Here is a 17,244-nt window from a genome sequence, read left to right as displayed (position 1 = left end):
ATAGCGTCCATACTGTCCATAGCGTCCATAGAGCCGCCGGTACCGCGCAGCCCCCCGGACTACCAAGCCCCCCACCCGCAAAAATAATCTGCGTTAATCTGCGGAATCTGCGGATGCATTCCTTCCCCCCCGCGCCCCGCGCCAAGCGGTCGTGCGCCATTGTAAAACACCCCCCGGGGATTATACTGACAAATTGCCTTTTCCACCCTATTGCCAGAATACGCCATGCCTAGTGACGAATTGCAAAAACACATTGCCGCCCAGACGACGCCAGCCATCTGGGAGTCCGGCCGGGCGCTCTTCCTGCAGGGCGGCATCCTTGACGCCCATTTTGCGCCACGCAACATCGACGTCCGCCTGGCGAACGACCGCGGCACCTTCGAACGCGTATCGCTAGCCCTGCGCAACCGCCAGTTGAGCTGCCGTTGCACCTGCTCCGCCCAACGGCACTACTGCCCGCACATCATCGCCGCGCTGCTCCACGTCGCCCAGGAAAATCCCGAAATGCTCGCCGCCCTGCCAACGCCGGGAAGCGCCGGCACCGCCGGCACGACGCAGGGCGGCGCGCCGGCGCCCGGACCCACGCCACCGCAATATGGCGATGTCGCGGCCTTGCGTGGCGGCTTCAATTCGCTGACGATGGACGCGCTGCGCGGCTATCTGCGCAGCACAACGCCAGCCGCGAGGCTCGTCTTGAGTTGTCCGGACGAATTGCCGAATTTGGAGATTCCCAGCCAGCGCGTGGTCATCCGCGGCGAAATTCAGTACAATGGCAAGACCTACGCGCAAGGCAACATCAAACGGCTGATCGAAAACGGCCAGGCATCGGCAGGCATGACCCTGGCGGATTTTGATCCACAGATGCAGCATGTCATGCAGTTTCTGCTGCAGTACGCGGAATTTTCGCTGCGCGATCTCAGTCTGGACTGCTACGCCCTAGCGGACCTCTTCCACTGCCTGCGCGGGTCGAACATCCTGAGCACGCCAGCGGGCATCGTCCAGGTCCATCTAGCGCCGCTGCAGATCCATTTCAATGTCACGCCCGAGGGCGACAACGCGACCGTGGTGCCGCGGATCATCGTGCCCGAGCGCGGCGCCGTGCCGCCCGACCGCCTGTCCTTCATTACCGGCCGGGCGGGCTTCTGGGTCGGCCGCGACTCCGAGTACTGGTGGTTCCCGGGCATCCTCCCCTACAACTGGCTGCGGCTCTTCCTGGAAGGCCAGCCACTGCAGCTCAGCGCCACCGAGTTGTCCTGCCTCACCCTGCTATGCGAACAACGGCAGTTCCCGGGCAAAATCACCCTGTCGCGGATCTCGACCCAACTCGGCGTCGACATCGGCCGCGTCCGTCCCGTCCTCACCCTCGACTGGGAAAGCGATGGCCTCGTCGGCGATCTGCAATTCGACTACGGCGGCAAGCGCGTTGAAGTCGGCGGCGAGCCCGTCATCAGTGTTGGCGGCAACCGCTTCGTCCGCCGCGACAGCGAGCGGGAGGACGAGGCCCAGGCGTTCATCCTCGCGGCCGGCTTCGTCCACAGCGACAGCAGCTGGCATCGCCTCCGCTTGATGGACAGCCACGCCATTTGGACATTCATGCAGGAAACCACCAAAAAACTGCCGTCGCACTGGCTCATTTTCTGGACGCCGCAGGTGCGCACCAACCTCGCCGCCTGTTCCGAAGCGCGCATGGACATCCAGGCGGTGGACGAGGGCGATTCGTGGTTCTCCACCACCTGCAACCTCAAGGCCGCCGACGGGACGCCCATTCCCTTCCAGCTCGCGCTGGAGGCCATTCACCGCGACGAGGATTTCATCCGTCTGCCTAACGGCGCCATCGTCAAGCTGTCCTTGGAGCTCTTCCAGGTCCTACGGGCCATGAGCAAACGCGCCAGTTCGCGGGACGACAACGCCTTCCACTTCGCCCGCTGCCACGCGTTGGCCCTGGCCGACGAAGTCGCGCCCTTCTGGGCCGGCCCCCGCCCCAACTGGCATTCCCTGCGGGACAAGCTGCAGCACCCGGAAACCGAGCCCGAACGCCCCCTGCCCGCCGCGCTGCGGGTGCGCCTGCGCGACTACCAGCGCGAGGGCATCCGCTGGCTATCCGTCCTCGAATCCTGCGGTTTCCACGGCATCTTGGCTGACGAAATGGGCCTGGGCAAGACCATCCAGGCGCTGGCCGCCATCATGTCGCGCAAGGTCATGGAGCTGAGCAACAAGCCGTCGCTGGTCGTCTGCCCCACCAGTCTGCTGGACAACTGGCTCGCCGAGGCGCAACGCTTCACGCCAGAACTGCGCAGCGTCATCATCCGCGGCACCGAGCGCGCTAAAGTCTTCCTGGACCTCGACCAGTACGACCTCATCATCACCTCCTACGCGCTCCTGCGCCGCGATTCCTTCGAATACGAAAGCATGGAATTCGACTACGTCGTCCTCGACGAAGCACAGCACATCAAGAACCCACGCACCGCCAACGCCCACGCCTGCAAAGAACTCAAGGCCGACCACCGTCTCGTGCTCACCGGCACGCCCGTCGAAAATTCGCCATCGGACCTCTGGTCGCTCTTTGACTTTCTGCTGCCGGGCTACCTGGGAACCCACCGTGATTTCCGGCAGCTCTACGAGAAGAAGCAGGGTGGCGACCAGCGCGGTGAATTGGCCGACCAACTCGCCAGCCAAATCCGGCCCTTCATCCTCCGGCGCACCAAGCACGAAGTCTGCGCAGAGCTGCCCGCCAAACTGGAACAGATCCTCTACTGCGAACTGGGCAACGACCAACGCCAGCTCTATGACAATCTGCTGCTCGCCGGCCGCAAGCTCCTCGAACTGGCCAAGCGCGAGGGCTGGCAGGAACACCGCTTCGACGTGCTGGCGACGCTCCTGCGCCTGCGCCAGGCATGCTGCCACCCGGCACTGCTCCCGCAGGAATACCTCTCGGGCAGTCCCGACGACATGCCGTCGGTGAAATTTGAGCTGGCCAAGGAAGTAATTCTCGAAGCCATTGACAGCGGCCACCGCATTCTGCTGTTCAGCCAGTTCACCAGCGTCCTCGGGCTCTTCCCCGACTGGCTGAAGAAGGCCCGCATTCCCTACGAGTACATGGACGGCAACACCAAGGACCGCCAGCAGCGCGTGGATCATTTCAACCAGAACAGCGACATCCCGGTGTTCCTGCTGAGCCTCAAGGCCGGCGGCGTCGGCCTCAATCTCACTGGCGCCGACACCGTCATCCACTACGATCTGTGGTGGAACCCGATGGTGGAAGACCAGGCCACCGACCGCACCCACCGCATCGGCCAAAACCGCACCGTCACCGCCATCAAACTGGTCACTAGGCATACCATCGAAGAAAAAATTCTCAGTCTGCAGGACAGCAAGCGCGAGACCTTCCACCGCCTCCTCGGCGGCGCGCCGACCGCCATCCACGATCTCAGCCCCGAAGACGTCGAATTCCTCCTCGAACAATTCTGATCCGCCACACGGCCAGCTCGCCAGGGAGGCACACCATGCGCAGAATCATCGCCATCGCCGCCGTCATCGCCGCCCTCTTAACCGCCATCGCGGCGCCCGCGCAGCAGAAACGCGGTGACAAGGCGCCGCGCCGCGGCGAGCCGCAGCAGAAGGCCAAGGCCAGCAAGAATCTCATTGTCAACGGCGACCTCGAAGACGGCGGCGGCAAGTCGCCCAAGGGCTGGAGCGCCGTCGATGGCATGATGAGCAGCTGGGGCAATGAGGGCAATCCCGGACGCTGTCTGGTCTTCGATACCAGCGTCCTCCAAGTGGACAAGAAGAAGTACCTCACTGCCGAAGAGGAGTTCAAGGGCCGCGGCAACACCAGCAAGAAGAATCAGTATGAGACCGTCGGTGCCCACGAAGGCGTCTGGGCCTTCTCGGCACCCATTGAGATCAAGCCCGACGACCAGTATTTCGTCCTCAGCGCCGACGTCTGGGCGCCGGCAAAATCCACCGAACTTTTCGCGCCGATGATCTTCATCCGCGGCTTCACGAGCGTGAAGGCCGACGAGGCCGGCAAGGCGTCGTCCTACTTCCACGTCCCTCACGAGGGCGGCCCCGCCTATGGCGAAATGTTCGGGCCCGACAAGAACCACCGGCCATCCCGCGAGGGCGACTACCTCATGGTCTACCGCCACACGCTGACCTGCCGCGTGGTCAAGCCCAACTCCTGGCGGCACTTCGAGCTCGGCTTCAAACTGCCCAGCATGGCCCGCTTCCGCCCCGAACGCATCTGGATCAAGCCCTACGCGTTCTGGCCACTCGGCGTCTATAAATTCGACAACCTCAGCCTCCGCCGCTCTACCAAAGCCGAGGTCGATGAAGTCAACCGCCGCCGACCCTCCATCAAGGAACTCGACGAATAAGCGCCGGCGAGCGACCTTACAACGGCGGCAGTGCCTCGAGGGTAGTCTTGAAGTGCATTTTTGCGACTTTGGCCAGGGCATCCCGCCCGCCCTTGGCGGCGATGGCCTTGGCGCACGCCAGCACGGCCGCACTGGCGCCCTTGGGCAATTCCACGCCGACGCCATCGCCCAGCTGGGCCAGCCGGCGCACGAATTCCGCGCGAGCGAGGATTGACGCCGCCGCAACAGCCACGTCCGCTTCCGCGCGCGGTCGCTGTTCCAGGCGGAGGCGCTTGCCACGTTCGCCCAGCGCGCGCAACACCGTGTTTTCGTTGGCGGCGAACTGGTCCGCGAGGGCGCGCGGGCAGTCCGGCACCTTCTCCAGCAGATTTTCCAGAGCGCGCGCATGGCCCCAGGCCAAGAGGCGGTTAAGGTTGCCGAAAGACGCGTACATGCGGTTGTAGGTCTCCGGGCCAATGGCCACCACGCTGAAGCGGTCGGCGCACTCACGGCGAATGAGGTCGGCCAGCACTGCGATTTTCTTGTCGCTCTTGATGGTTTTCGAGTCAGCGACGCCGGCCTGCAGTAGCGTCTTGGCGCTGGCCTCGTCGGTGTAGGCGCAAGCGACCACCAGCGGTCCGAAGTAATCGCCCTTACCGCTTTCGTCAATGCCGGCGTGGGGCCCAAATTGCTCGGGGCTTTCCACTTCGGCGAGAACGGTTTCATAGCCAAAACGGGCCTCGTGCAGAATTTCGGGTTCCAGGAGGAACTGCACGAATTCGGCCGTTTCGCGACCCTGCACCGTCAGTTTGCCGGACTGATAAGCGACCACCGTCGTCTTACCCAGGCGACCGCGCCAGCGCGCATAGGGCATGTCGTCAAACACCCACCCGCGATCAGCCATCAGCCCCTGCAGAGCCACCGCCTGCGCGGCATCAATCGTACATACATAACTCGTCGCCGCCGGCGGCATAGCACACCCCTTTACTCGTAAAACAACTGCAATGATCAGACCGATCAGACCGATCAGACCGATCAAGTCGACGATCCGTCCGATCCGTCCGATCCGTCCGATCCGTCCGCGACAAAAGACAGAAGATCCGTCCGATCCGTCCGATCCGTCCGCGACAAAAGACAGACGATCCGTCCGATCCACCAGATTCGGCCCAGAGGGCCGCACCATGCATAACCCTGGGTGAGGCGCCCGGAGGGCGCCGCAACCCAGGGCCAGAAAGAACAAAAAGACCAGCGCCCGGAGGGCGCCACATTACACAAGGTCCGTACGACCAACAACGGTCTGCGGTAACTTTGGGTACTGAAAGCGCAACCAACGTCCGCTTCGTCCGCGAAAAAAACAATATACCGCCGGGAATTGCAGGAGCGTCTTCGGAAACTATATTTTAAGCTTAATTTTACCGTCGTTGCCGCCTATGCCATCTCCTTCTTTTTTGGCGTGCAACACGGCGGTTCATGACTGCAAAGGACTCCTGCATGCGCATACTTTTCGTGGGCGACATTGTTGGCAAAGGCGGGCGTAACACCGTCAACCTCCTCGTCCCCAAGCTCCTCCGTGAGTACAGCTGCCAATTCTGCGTCGCCAATGGCGAGAACATGGCCGGCGGCGGCGGCTTCACCCGCCAGTGCCTCCTCGAATTGAGCAACAGCGGCGTGGACGTGTTCACCTCCGGCGACCACATCTGGGACCAGAAGGACTTCGTGGAGGAGATCAAAAAATTCCCCAATGTCCTGCGACCGGCCAACATGGCCGATTGCCAGCCCGGGCGCGGCTACGGCGTCTTCAGCAGTGTTGACGACAAGAAGGTCGGCGTGCTCTGTCTGCTGGGGCGGACTTTCATGGCCGCCAGCGCCAACTGCCCCTTCGAGGCCGCTGAACGCATCGTGCCCGAGATGCGCAAGGAAACGCCCATCATCGTCGTAGACTTCCATGCGGAAGCCACCAGCGAAAAGATCGCCATGGCGCGTTTTCTGGACGGCAAGGTCAGCGCCGTCGTGGGCACCCACACACACGTGCCCACCGCCGATCAGCAGATACTCCCGGGCGGCACGGCCTTCCAGTGCGACCTCGGCATGGTCGGCGCCCGCGAATCCGTCCTCGGGCGAGACATCGCACCGGTCATCTCGCGTTTCCGCACCGGCATGCCCAGCCGTTTCACGGTCAATGACAAAGGCATCCGCCTCAACGGCGCCGTCGTCACCATCGATGACAACGGCCGCGCCGGCGGCATTGAACGCGTCATGAGAGACATCCTCTAAGCAGCATCGCCAGAGACGCCCCAACCGGGCACTAGAAAGTCACCACTATGCGCTGCCCCAAATGCGCCAATACCGACGACAAGGTCATTGAGACCAGAATCTCCCGCGAGGGCGATACCATCCGCCGCCGCCGGCAATGCCTGAGCTGCAACCACCGCTTCACCACCTACGAAACCGTCATCCCCGCCGATATCTTCGTCGTCAAACGCGACGGCCGCCGCGAAGACTTCAAGCCGGAAAAATTGCAGGACGGCATCCGCCTGGCCTGCTGGAAACGCCCCGTCAGCCAAGAAGCCATCGACCAGGCCGTCGCCGACATCATCAACGTCATTACCCTCAATCCCCAGGGCGAAGTCGACTCCCAATACATCGGCGAGCTGGTCATGAACAAGCTCAAGCAACTCGACGAAGTCGCCTACGTCCGCTTCGCCTCCGTATACCGCCGCTTCCAGGACGCCGATGCCTTCATCAACGAAGTGCAAAAACTGTCCGCCAAAAATCCCGGCACCGCCACAGCGCCGGCTACCGCAACCGCAACTGGCCCGGCCCCGGCAACCAGCCCGACCAGCGACAACGACGCAACGGCCGCCGCCGCCGCCGCAGCCCCCACTGATCCGGACAAGCCCTGACGACCATCATGATACAGCTCGCATCAACCAATTTACTGGTCATGGACGCCCAGGGCCGCAAGCAGTCCTTCGACGCTGACCAGCTCCGCCGGGATCTCCGCCAGGCCTTCCGGACCGTCGGTGTCACCGAAGACTGGCTGGCCGAGCACATCGCCCTCACCGTCGAAGAGCGCATCCGCAGCGCCAATGACGAGCAACACTGCCCCATGGCTAGCACTGCAGTGGACAAGCTGGTCTGCACCGTCCTCGGCGCCGCCGGCTACAACGATGTCGCCAGCGAATTCAGCCGCATCCGCGACATCGACCCGCTAAGCCATTATCGCGAGAATATGCAGCCATGCTCGCCCGAGCGCATCAGCGCGCTCCTGCGCCGTAGTTTCCCGCTCGCCGACGCGCAACTGCAGGCCATCAGCAGTCAATGCGCCGACATTTTGCGGCAGCACGCCTTCAGCCTGGTCAGCGACCGCTTCATCTGCGAACTGGCCATCCATGTCATCCATCGCGGCCCGACGCAAGCTGCCGACGCGGCCAGCCAAGGGCCCGCTGCCGTCCTTGCAGACAGCGCCGCCTGGCGTGCCCGGGTCAGCCCGGCGACCGGCGCGTTCATGGACAGCGCGGCGTTGCGGCCGCTGCCGCTCTCGACCATCTTCCCCCGCGTGCGCGTGGCGGTGGACATCGCTTCGGCCTGTGCCGCGCAGGACGGCGCCTGGCTGTCCGAGTTGTCGCTGCTGAGCACCGCCAGGCCGCTTTGCAGTGCGGCGCTGGAGTTGCTCGCGATCATGCGGGGCGAGCTCCAGGCCCAGTTACCGAATTGCGCCGACGCGCCGAGTCACGCCATCTTCACGGGCTGCAAGTCATTTCTTGAATCGGCTTTCAGCACCAGCAAACGCCGGGATCGCCTAGTCCTCGCTCAGGACCTGCAGGAGCTCCTGCAGGCCGCGCTGGTTCGCAAGGCGCCTTTCCCGCTGCTGCTCACCGTACGCTGAGCGGCCCGCCCCCCACCCTGGCGGCGCCACTTTACCAGGCAGGCAACGCCTTCTCACCCATCCCCATCTCCTCCTCCCCAAGGACCCAGCACTATCATGCGCCTCTACCCCCATGCTCTGGCCACCAACGCCGTTCTCGCCGCGATGGTCCTCTTCGCCTGCACGTCCAACGTGGTTTTTGCCTCACTCATGCGGGTCAGCGAGACCTTCGGCGTCAGCCCGGAGCGCTTTGCGGCCGTGGCGTCCGTGCAATTCAGCGGCTTCTTCCTGGCCTGTCTTATGGGCGGCGTGCTGTCGGACCGCCTGGGCAAGAAGACCGTGTTGCTTGTCGGCTGCGCGCTGACCGCGCTGGGCGGCGCCGGCTGGGCCCTCGCCCCGAGCATACCCGTGATCTACCTCGGCGCGGTCGTCCTCGGCATGGGCGGTGGCATCCTCGAAGCCACCGGCTCGGCCATTCTGACCGACCTGCATCCCAACCACAGCAAATTCGCCATGAACATCTCCCAGGCGGCCTACTGCGTCGGCGCCATCGGCACGCCGGTGGTCATGGGCTGGCTCTTGCCGCTGGGCGTGTCCTGGCGCTGGTTCTTTGCGGCCACCGGCTTGAGCGCGCTGCTCCTCGGTTTGGTCAGCTGCGCATTCACCTTGCCGCCCAGCAGCCAGGGCAGCGAGCAGCACGGCAACTGGTCGCGCACCCGCAACGTCCTCCCCAGCGTCGCCATTCCATCACTTTGCATCTTCCTCTACGTCTTTTGCGAGATGGGCATCGCGACCTTCCTCAACATCTACCTGCGCAACACTCTCCAGGCGCCCGAAAACATGGCCATCTACGGCCTGGGCGCCTTCTGGACCGCCGTGATCATCGGCCGTGTCATCTGCGCCTTCATTCCGCAGCGCCAGGCCTACGAACTGGTCATCGCGCCGCTGCTGTTCTGTGCCAGCCTCTGCGTCCTCGCACAGATCTTCATCAGTTCGTGGCAAGTCAGTTTCGCGCTGTTTTTCGTGCTTGGCCTGGCCTTTGCAGGCACTTGGCCGCTGATTGTCAGTATGGCCGCATCGCGGAATCTGGCCAACAGCGGCACGGCTGCCGGCATCACCATCGCCTTCGGCTCGCTGGGCTGCATCCTCAACCCACTGGTGCTCGGGCCGTTGCTGGACTGCGGCCAGGCTCGGCAGGTCTTCATTCTCCTGGGCTTCTTCCTCTTCCTCGCCTCGTACCTGATGTTGCTGTCGCTGCTGCAGCAACGGCCCCACAAAACGCCCAAGGCATGAATCGGTCAGCCAAGTGATACGCCGTTATCGCCAGCACCGCCCACCGCCCACCGAGTGGCACATGACTAAGGGGCCGTTCGATAATGACATTTGCATCTATACACAGGCCCGCTGAAGGCGTCCACCCTCGCGAAAGCAGCCTGCAAGGGTGCGATAGTGCAAGCAAGAAAAGTGAGTTCCGTTGCCCCTTTGGCCCCAGTCAGCTTCGCCGACTGGGGCCAAAGGGGCAACGGAACACGAACATGGTAGCCGTTATACCCAGGGCGGCGCACGCTTTCAGCGTGCTTGCCCTGGGCTGGTATGTTTCGCGCTTTCAGCGCGTCTGCCGCTTCGCGGCGAGGGAAATACTCCTATGAAACACGCTGCCGCAAAGGTCGGCGGAAATCAAGGTCGGATGGCTGGGCGGCGGCGGGCCGTGGGTTTCCTGCAAATTGTCCCAGCGAAGCGCCGGGGTGTACACTGACCGGTGGCGAGGCATTTCGGTAAAGAGCGTTTGCGTTGAAAAGTGTAAACGTAATCTATGGACGACTCCTAATTCCAATTAAAAATCAAATTGCACTAATCATCCAAGGCCAGCAAAACATTTGGGACACTTTATTGACCATTGTCAATGTTCCCTGTGCCAGTTTGCCCAGTTCGTGTTCAACTTTTTCCACCACATCATTCAGATTTTCAAAGTAACGATTAGCGCAGGCCTTTTCGCGAGTGTAATCCCAAAGGTGTTCAACAGGGTTCAACTCTGGGCAATAGGGAGGCAACTGTAGCAAATGGACGTTTGCTGGGATTTCCATCTCTTTTGAACGATGCGAACTGGCTCCATCGACTACCATTAACAAGTAATCATCAGGGTACTTGCGACTAATTTGCTGTAGAAACAAAATCATGTTTTCAGTATTCATCATGTCCGTCACACTCCAGTCAATGTCCCCATCAAACGGGCTTATGGCGCTGTATATGTATTTAAATTGTCGTTCAATAGCTGCTACTACTAATGGCCGGACGCCAGAGGGAACCCACGCTGCACGAATCACCGGTAATCTTCCAAAGCGAGCCTCGTCCTGGAACATTATGCGAAGATTTTTTCCCTCCAATTTGGACTGGATGGTTGCCATGTGTATCGCTTCAGGAAACGTTTTTTTTTGAATTCCTCAAGTTTTTCAGGGTCATTTTTGGGGTGCGCTTTGTCTGGAACCACTTTATGCCACCTGTGACGATAAAGAATATTGTAGACAGTTTGTTGACTCATTTTACGGCCAGCTTTGGTTTCCAAGGCACTTTGGATGTCGCCGACTGTCACGACATGTCCTTGAATTGCTTCAGGGGTCATCTGATCGAGGACTTCATTCTCCTCTTCCCAGGTCAAAACCGATCGCCTGTCACCACCCCAAGCCGGGGCATTGATTTCTTCGTCTGCGGAACTTTTCTGTTTGAAATTCTTGATCATTCGTTTGACGGTAGATTGGGATACCCCCAAAACTTCACCGACATTCGCTTGGTCAAGCTTACCCTGAGATGTCAGCACAACGGCGAAGGCAACGAGAAGGTCATCACGATATGGCAAATTATCAATGATTTGTTTAGCCTTTGTCAATTCGGTTTCTGTAATGATAACGCGAGGCCCGGGTTTTCTCATTGTATGCTCCATGTTTTGTGTGGTGGAAAGAGACACCACACTTACCATACAGCAAGAAAACCAGGCAGCCAAGATTAATTGGGTCAATTTGATTTTTGATTGGAATAAGGTTGAAAAGTGTAAACGTAATCAATGGACGACTCCTAAGGTTGAAAAGTGTAAACGTAATCAATGGACGACTCCTAAGGTTGAAAAGTGTAAACGTAATCAATGGACGACTCCTAAGGTGGATTGTCACTCACAGCGGCGGCAAAGCGGGCATCCCAGCGACAAGATCGGTTCGCCGGAACTCACAACGAAGAATTCCCAAATCACAGGGACAAGACAGCTGAAATCATCCTGATCCACAATTTGCTGTCATTCGGTGATTTTTTGGCTTGTCAATGAGCGATTTTCTGGCTATTTTTCCTGCGGTTCATGAAATCAGCCCCCCCACCGAAGGGGGCCCCCATCCCATAAGGACGCGCGCGCGAAACGGACTCTGATCTGCTGTACGATAGCGACGCCCTCGGCACATCCCATAAGGACGCGCGCGCAACGGACTCTGATCTGCTGTACGATAGCGACGCCCTCGGCACATCCCATAAGGACGCGCGCGCAACGGACTCATATCTGCTGTACGATAGTGACGCCCATCGGCGCATCCCATAAGGACGCGCGCGCAAAACGGATTTCGCTTATGCTGGGGACCACACAGAAGCAATGGCTGACCGATTACCAAGGCATGATGTTCCCCCCAGCAACGCCAAACCACCCACAAGGAGGTAACGACTATGGTCCCCCTCAGCGACGTCCGCAACGCCCTTGACGCCATTTTTGCCGGCCTGGCCACCGACGACTACTCCAACAATGGCCTGCAGGTCGAGGCCGGCCAGTCCGTGTCGCGCATCGCCTTCGCCGTCGATGCTGCGCAGGCGACCATCGCCGCGGCGGTGGCCGCGCGGGCCGATCTCCTGGTCGTCCACCACGGCATCAGCTGGGGCGGCGGCATGAAATACCTGACGGCAATGGACGCCCGCCGGGTGCAGACGCTCTTCGCGCACCAGCTCTCGCTCTATGCCTGCCACCTGCCTCTGGACGCCCACCCCGTCATCGGCAACAATGCCCGGCTGGCGGCCATCCTCGGTCTCGCGCCGATCCGCCCCTTCCACCCCTGCAAGCAGCTCATGATCGGCCGATACGGCCAGCTCGCTGGGCCAACGCCGCTGAGTGACCTGGCCGCGACGCTGGCACAGTCCCTGCCCGATTGCGCTTGCCGGCTCTTTCCCGCGCCGGCGACCAATGGCCTCGCCCACTGCGTCGGCGTGGTCTCCGGCAGCGGCGCCGACGCCATTGAACTCTGCCCGTCCCTGGGCATCGACACCCTCGTCACCGGCGAGATGCTGCACCAGTACGTTCATGCCGCCCGCGAACTCGGCGTCAACGTGATCAGCGCCGGCCATTACGCCACCGAATGCGCCGGCGTCATGGCCCTACAGGAACGCTTGCAGCAGACCTTGCCCGTCCCATGCATCTTCATCAATGAACCAACCGGGCTCTGACCGCACGTAAATGCGACACGACGCGCCCGCAGCGCACCGGCACGGGGCAGCACTCGCGACGAATTGCCCCGTTGCCGCCCGGCGCCTTCCTGGCATCAATCGTGCTGAATGAAATAGCAACCACTATACAGCATCGCCGGCCGAATGGCCGGCAGCGCTGTCAGTCCATCACCAACACTCGTGGAGAACCGTCGTGAAAAAAAGCTGTCGTCTGTTTGCCGTCTTCGCCCTCGCCCTCATCGCCACAGCCCTCATCGCCCAGGACGCCGCGCCCGCCGCCGGCGATCTCGGCCAGCGCATCAGCGCGCTGCAGCAACGCGGTGCCGAATTCTTGCTCAGCAAACAGCTCCCCAGCGGTGCCTGGATGGAACACCCGGCCATCAGCGCCTTGGCCTGCCTGGGCATTGCCGACGCGCCGCAGTACGGTCAGGACGACGTCAAGGCCAAGATCGACCGCGCGCTGGATTTCATCGCCAGCAACGCCCAGGCCGACGGCAGTATCTCCGACCCCCGCGACCGCCGCAGCTACCCGGTCTACAACACCTCAATCTGCCTCATCGGCCTCTTGCGCTTCAATCGCCCCCAGGACCTGCCCATCATCAAAAAAGCCCGCGCGTACCTCCTCAGCGCTGACGTGTACCCCGAAGGCAGCGCCGATGTCGCCGATGTCGCCGCCGGCCAGCAGACCCCCGCCGCCGGCCACGGCTACGGCCGCAAACACCGCGCCGATCTCAACAACACCGCCTGGGCTCTCGAAGCGCTCTACCTCAGCGACCACCTCGATCGCGAGCCCTTTAACAACGACCCGCAAGCCGCCAAGAAAGCCGATCTCGCCTGGGACAAAGCCCGCTCCTTCCTCACCCTCTGCCAAAACCTCGCCGATACCAATCAGAGCGCCTGGGTCAAAAGCGCTCCCGACAACGACCGTGGCGGCTTCATCTACTGCCCCAGCGATGCACTGCAAACCGACGCCAAACCGCAGTCCCTGCGCGCCTACGGCAGCATGACCTACTCCGGCCTCAAAAGCCTCATCTACGCCAAGGTCGATAAAAATGACGCGCGCGTCCAAGCCGCTTTCGCCTGGATCGGCAAAAATTACACCCTCGACGAAAATCCCGGCATCGGCGACAGCGGTCTCTACTACTACTACCACACTTTCGGCAAGGCCCTCACCCTCTTCGCCGATGCTGACCTCACCGGCGCCGACGGCCAAAAGCACCCGTGGCGCCAGGATCTCGTCGCCGCCCTCGCCAAACGCCAGAAGGCCGACGGCTCCTGGAGCAACGACCTCAGCGGCCGCTGGATGGAAAGTATCCCCGAACTGAGCACCTGCTACTGCCTTATGACCCTGGGCGTTATCAAAGAACGCTGAACTGAGCCAAACACCGCGTATGGCCGCTATCCAGGGCCACATCTATGGACATGATGGACAAGATGGACTTGATGGACACCAGCGGCCACGTCCATCTTGTCCATCTTGTCCATCTTGTCCATCAGTTTCCTACCCGCAAGTCCAATGCCTCCCCATTCGCCCCCGCGAGGCAAATAAAACGTGGTTGACAGGCGTCATTGAATAACTAACTTGTATCTACGCTTTTTGCCGCCTTCCCTGAGCATTTACCCCATAGGATAACTATCCCCATGGCTGACGACCTAACGAACATGGCGCCGGTAAAAGAGACCGCCCATGAACAACTACGGCGTAGTGACCACGCTTCCGCACAAGACTCTCCCGCGCCCGAAAACAATGAGCAGCAGGACCTAATTGCTGATACCCCGGCGCCACTCCGGGCTCCCGAGGAGAGCAAGGCACCCGCAAGCGAATCCTTTCCGGAAGACACGCGCGCCAAACTGCCGCCTCTCCGCCGCAAACGCAGTACCTGCGTCAACGAGAAGGGGACGCCCTGCTGGCTTGGCGTGCTTTGCGGTCTGGCGCTGGTACTTATGTTCAACCAGGTCAAACTGCCCGTCGCCGGCGGCCGGCTCGCCTTGGCTGACGTTGGTTTCGCGGCGGCCTTCATCGGCATGGCCTGGCACCTGCTGCGCAAGCGCCTGTCGGTGTACTACCCCATCGGGGCCATTCTTGCCCTGGCCTTGATCATCGTTCCGAACATCTTCAGTCAGCCGGGCATCGGTGGTGCCATTGAGCTCGCCCAGCTCGTCCAGCAACTTTTCTGCGGCCTGTTGCTACTGAGCTTCATGCTCGAATACCTGCGGCGCATGACCAAATTTGCGGCGACGATCGCCATCGTTCTCAACATCGGCATGGCGCTCACCCAGGCCCTCAACTACGGCTACGGGGCCATCCTGGCGCCCGCGGACATCATCGCCCTGCCCTGGGGCTTTGGCGGCGCCTTCACGGCGTTCTTCCGCAGCCGCATGGCCATGAGCTTCTTCTTCGCGGCCGTTTTGGCCTGGGGACAGCCCCAGTGGCTGGGCCGCCGCCCCAGCGCCATCCGCTGGCTCTTCGCGCTGATCATGACCATGATTTGTCTCAATCTCATACCCCACGGCCAGATGCTCGTCATCACCTGCGTGGTACTGCTCATCGGCGCGTTCTTCACGGAGCGCCGCGTGGTCACGCTCAACCTCCTGGCTATTGGCGCGCTGCTGCTGTCGCTGCTGACCATCGCCCCGGCGAGTCAGCGCGAGACCATCCTGCAGACCCTCTCGCCCACCAAGGTCGACGACCGCTACGCCGGCGAGCTCAAAACCCGCCATCTCGACGCCCTTGCCGCGATCAATCTGGCAACGCGCAAACCGCTGACCGGCGTGGGTTCCTCGCGTTATCAGGACTGCATCGGTCGCTGCTATGGCAGCTACCCGAATCCGAGCTACAACGACATCGACACCGACACCCAGGCGTCCTGGGGAATCCTCGCCGGCACGGTCGGCTACCCGGCAGCGGGCTTTTTCCTCTTCTTCCTGTTGATGACCTGCGTGACCGGCCTGCGGCGGCACTTCATGTCGCGGCGCCAGAACACCCTGGCCATCGGCGGCAGCATGGCGCTGATGGTGTTTATTCCGGGCATGTTCATCAGTGACCCCCTCACCCGCGGCCTGGGTTGGGTGCTGGCCCTGGCCATCGCCAGCGCGGTTCATCACAACGAAAAAGAGGGCATGTCCCTGATCAATCTCTTCCCGCTGTCGCGCATGGTCCTGGCTGGCCTCTTCCTGGCCGTGCTCGTTGGCGCCGTCGCTTTCCAGCCCAAGGTCGACGACCCGCTCATGCACAGCCCCAGCGGCGGCTCCGCAGTCGCCCAGCAGCGCCGACATGACGCCGCAGACTCACAGACAACGACGGCCGGCAACGCAGCCACCAGCGTGCAACAAAAAATCTTCTTCAAAGTGATTGATGCCGGCGACGCCACGACCTTCACGCCGCCTTTCGAAAAAGTCTCTGACTCCCAGGCCGCCAAACAGACCGCGTTGCGCATCCTCGACGGCAAGGGCACGCCGCCCCCGGATCAGGAGCCCGCCATGGAGCACGGCGGTGCGGTCTTCAAAGTGACTCTTCCCAGCGACATGAACTGCAAGCTCTGGCTGCGCGTGTGGTGGGACGGCTCCTGCGGCAATACCATCAACGTCAGGCTCAACGATGAAGAACGCTCCATCACCGTGGGCAACGACGGTACCTACCGCACCTGGCATTGGCTCGAAGCCGACCGCATCTATAAACTCAGTGCCGGCGAACACACCTTCACGCTGCTCAATCGCGAAGACGGCATCATGTTCGACCAGCTGATCCTCACCAACGACATGGGTTACTACCCGCAGGGAATCGAAGAAGAATGACACGCTTTTACCGCATCGCCAGCGCACTCGCAGTCATTCTTCTGGCCACCGGCGGCCAAAACGTCACCCTGGCCGACCAGCCGGCGACAGACCAGCAGCAATCCATGGAATCCCTCAGCGCGGAGGAATTCCTCCGCGAAGTCCGCCGGCCGCTACGTACCGACGCCTGGGGCGAAATCACCGGCAGCATCACCCACAAGACCGGCGACAGCACCAGCGTCAAAGGCATCATCCGCGTCCGCATCACCTTCACACCCGAGTCCATGCACGCGCAAGTCGTGCTCAACGACGTCAATGTCTACGGCTTCGAACAAAAACACGGCCAGGATGACAAGACCAGCACCATGCTGGACCTGCCCAAGGAAGAACAGGCCCCGGGGCTCTTCTCCTTCGGCGTCGTCCCCGCCGACCTCACTTTTGCCTTCATCTACTGGGACTTCGTCGCAGAACTGCCGCGCCAAAGCAGCCGCCTCCGCGAATGCCGGGTGATGAAACTGGCCGACCCGAAGAGCACAGACACGGTGCAGGTCTGGTTCAGCGCCCAACACGGCTTCCCCATGGAAGCATGGTGGTACCACCACGGCGAAGACAACCCCTGGCGAAAACTCGAACTCAAAGGCGCCAAAAAACACGCCAACGGCCTCTGGTTCGTCAAGGAAATGCGCCTCGATGGCCACGAATGGAAAACGCTCGTGCGCTTCGACCACGCCGAAATTAACCCCATCGGACCCGACGGGAAGTAACGCGAAACGCCGACCC

General features: G+C 61.5%; 13 protein-coding genes and 1 pseudogene. 10 read left to right on the top strand and 4 right to left on the bottom strand.

What is annotated here, in order from left to right; translation table 11 throughout:
- The first annotated feature begins 225 nt into the window (after positions 1-225).
- Both J3R75_RS12300 and J3R75_RS12295 read left to right on the top strand, forming a co-directional pair.
- On the top strand, positions 226-3,468 hold the full coding sequence (locus J3R75_RS12300; RefSeq protein WP_307261941.1) for a DEAD/DEAH box helicase: 3,243 nt from the start codon (positions 226-228) through the stop codon (positions 3,466-3,468).
- 35 nt (positions 3,469-3,503) lie between these two features.
- Entirely contained in the window at positions 3,504-4,376 is an 873-nt protein-coding gene (locus tag J3R75_RS12295; protein WP_307261940.1) for a hypothetical protein, read from the top strand.
- Positions 4,377-4,392: 16 nt separating this feature from the next.
- On the opposite strand, the gene rnhC is transcribed toward J3R75_RS12295, so the two are convergent.
- Positions 4,393-5,328 (bottom strand): ribonuclease HIII, encoded by a 936-nt coding sequence (gene rnhC, locus J3R75_RS12290; RefSeq protein WP_307261939.1) that lies wholly within the window; start codon positions 5,326-5,328, stop codon positions 4,393-4,395.
- 518 nt (positions 5,329-5,846) lie between these two features.
- Between rnhC and J3R75_RS12285 the strand changes: the two genes are divergently transcribed.
- The 4 genes and pseudogenes from J3R75_RS12285 (at position 5,847) to J3R75_RS12270 (ending at position 9,516) form a co-directional block, all read left to right on the top strand.
- Positions 5,847-6,629 carry a TIGR00282 family metallophosphoesterase gene (locus tag J3R75_RS12285; protein WP_307261938.1) on the top strand — a complete coding sequence of 261 codons (783 nt, stop codon included), beginning with the start codon at positions 5,847-5,849 and terminating at the stop codon, positions 6,627-6,629.
- 47 nt (positions 6,630-6,676) lie between these two features.
- Positions 6,677-7,117, top strand: a pseudogene (gene nrdR, locus J3R75_RS12280) (transcriptional regulator NrdR); the annotation flags it as partial.
- A gap of 149 nt (positions 7,118-7,266) precedes the next feature.
- Positions 7,267-8,244: an ATP cone domain-containing protein gene (locus tag J3R75_RS12275; RefSeq protein ID WP_307261936.1), complete on the top strand. Its 978-nt coding sequence runs from the start codon at positions 7,267-7,269 to the stop codon at positions 8,242-8,244.
- Positions 8,245-8,340: 96 nt separating this feature from the next.
- Positions 8,341-9,516: an MFS transporter gene (locus tag J3R75_RS12270; protein ID WP_307261934.1), complete on the top strand. Its 1,176-nt coding sequence runs from the start codon at positions 8,341-8,343 to the stop codon at positions 9,514-9,516.
- Between the two features lie 313 nt (positions 9,517-9,829).
- Here the strand turns inward: J3R75_RS12270 and J3R75_RS12265 are convergent, their stop codons facing one another.
- The 3 genes from J3R75_RS12265 to J3R75_RS12255 form a co-directional block, all read right to left on the bottom strand.
- Positions 9,830-9,976 carry a hypothetical protein gene (locus J3R75_RS12265; protein WP_307261932.1) on the bottom strand — a complete coding sequence of 49 codons (147 nt, stop codon included), beginning with the start codon at positions 9,974-9,976 and terminating at the stop codon, positions 9,830-9,832.
- Positions 9,977-10,064: 88 nt separating this feature from the next.
- A complete protein-coding gene (locus J3R75_RS12260; RefSeq protein WP_307261930.1) occupies positions 10,065-10,628 on the bottom strand; it encodes an IS630 family transposase in 564 nt (187 codons plus the stop codon).
- Complete coding sequence (locus J3R75_RS12255; protein WP_307261928.1) at positions 10,583-11,149, bottom strand: helix-turn-helix domain-containing protein; 567 nt, start codon at positions 11,147-11,149, stop codon at positions 10,583-10,585. Before J3R75_RS12255 ends, J3R75_RS12260 begins: the two co-directional genes overlap by 46 nt.
- Positions 11,150-11,922: 773 nt before the next feature.
- On the opposite strand from J3R75_RS12255, the gene J3R75_RS12250 reads away from it, so the two are divergent.
- The 4 genes from J3R75_RS12250 to J3R75_RS12235 all read left to right on the top strand — a co-directional run bounded on the left by J3R75_RS12250 (position 11,923) and on the right by J3R75_RS12235 (position 17,228).
- Positions 11,923-12,690, top strand: coding sequence for a Nif3-like dinuclear metal center hexameric protein (locus J3R75_RS12250; RefSeq protein WP_307261927.1), 768 nt, complete (start codon positions 11,923-11,925; stop codon positions 12,688-12,690).
- A gap of 193 nt (positions 12,691-12,883) precedes the next feature.
- Positions 12,884-14,062, top strand: a complete 1,179-nt coding sequence (locus tag J3R75_RS12245; protein ID WP_307261925.1) for a prenyltransferase/squalene oxidase repeat-containing protein — start codon at positions 12,884-12,886, stop codon at positions 14,060-14,062.
- Positions 14,063-14,331: 269 nt separating this feature from the next.
- Entirely contained in the window at positions 14,332-16,485 is a 2,154-nt protein-coding gene (locus tag J3R75_RS12240; protein ID WP_307261923.1) for an O-antigen ligase family protein, read from the top strand.
- Positions 16,482-17,228: a hypothetical protein gene (locus tag J3R75_RS12235; protein ID WP_307261921.1), complete on the top strand. Its 747-nt coding sequence runs from the start codon at positions 16,482-16,484 to the stop codon at positions 17,226-17,228. The genes J3R75_RS12240 and J3R75_RS12235 overlap by 4 nt, the downstream gene beginning before the upstream one ends.
- The last annotated feature ends 16 nt before the right edge of the window (positions 17,229-17,244 follow it).

The sequence above is a fragment of the Oligosphaera ethanolica genome (assembly GCF_030814695.1).
Taxonomy (GTDB): Bacteria; Verrucomicrobiota; Lentisphaeria; order Oligosphaerales; family Oligosphaeraceae; genus Oligosphaera; species Oligosphaera ethanolica.
This window is presented reverse-complemented; position numbering and strand designations above follow the sequence as displayed.